This is a genomic window from Adlercreutzia sp. DFI.6.23, assembly GCF_024462535.1.
In the GTDB taxonomy this organism is placed as follows: Bacteria; Actinomycetota; Coriobacteriia; order Coriobacteriales; family Eggerthellaceae; genus Adlercreutzia; species Adlercreutzia rubneri.
Genome location: NZ_JANGBP010000348.1, coordinates 1 through 317 on the forward strand (window position 1 = coordinate 1; position 317 = coordinate 317).

Below are 317 nucleotides of genomic sequence, written 5' to 3' on the forward strand. Positions count from 1 at the left end.
CTCGTAGTACGCACCGGGCACCCAAGTGTTCATGATGTCGAAATTCATGCCGAAGGCACCGCCGAAGCCGTAGGGAGCTTTGTCGACCACGAGCACGTTCTGACCCACCTTGCACGCCTCGTTCACGGCGAAGCTGGCTCCGTAGCCACCGCCGATCATAAGGATGTCGGTGTCGTAGACCGCGTAGGGCACCCGGGCCGCGACCGTCTCATTGTCGCCGCCGGTGTTGGCCATCTCCTGCTGGGGCGCACAGCCGGCCATGCCGGCGAACGCGACCACGCCGGCGGTGAGCCCGCCGAGCTTGAAGAACGAGCGAC

1 pseudogene is annotated in these 317 nt (G+C 65.3%); it reads right to left on the reverse strand.

The annotated features are described in order from the left end of the window. Positions 1-317 (reverse strand): annotated as a pseudogene (locus tag NE591_RS13670) (hypothetical protein); the annotation flags it as partial.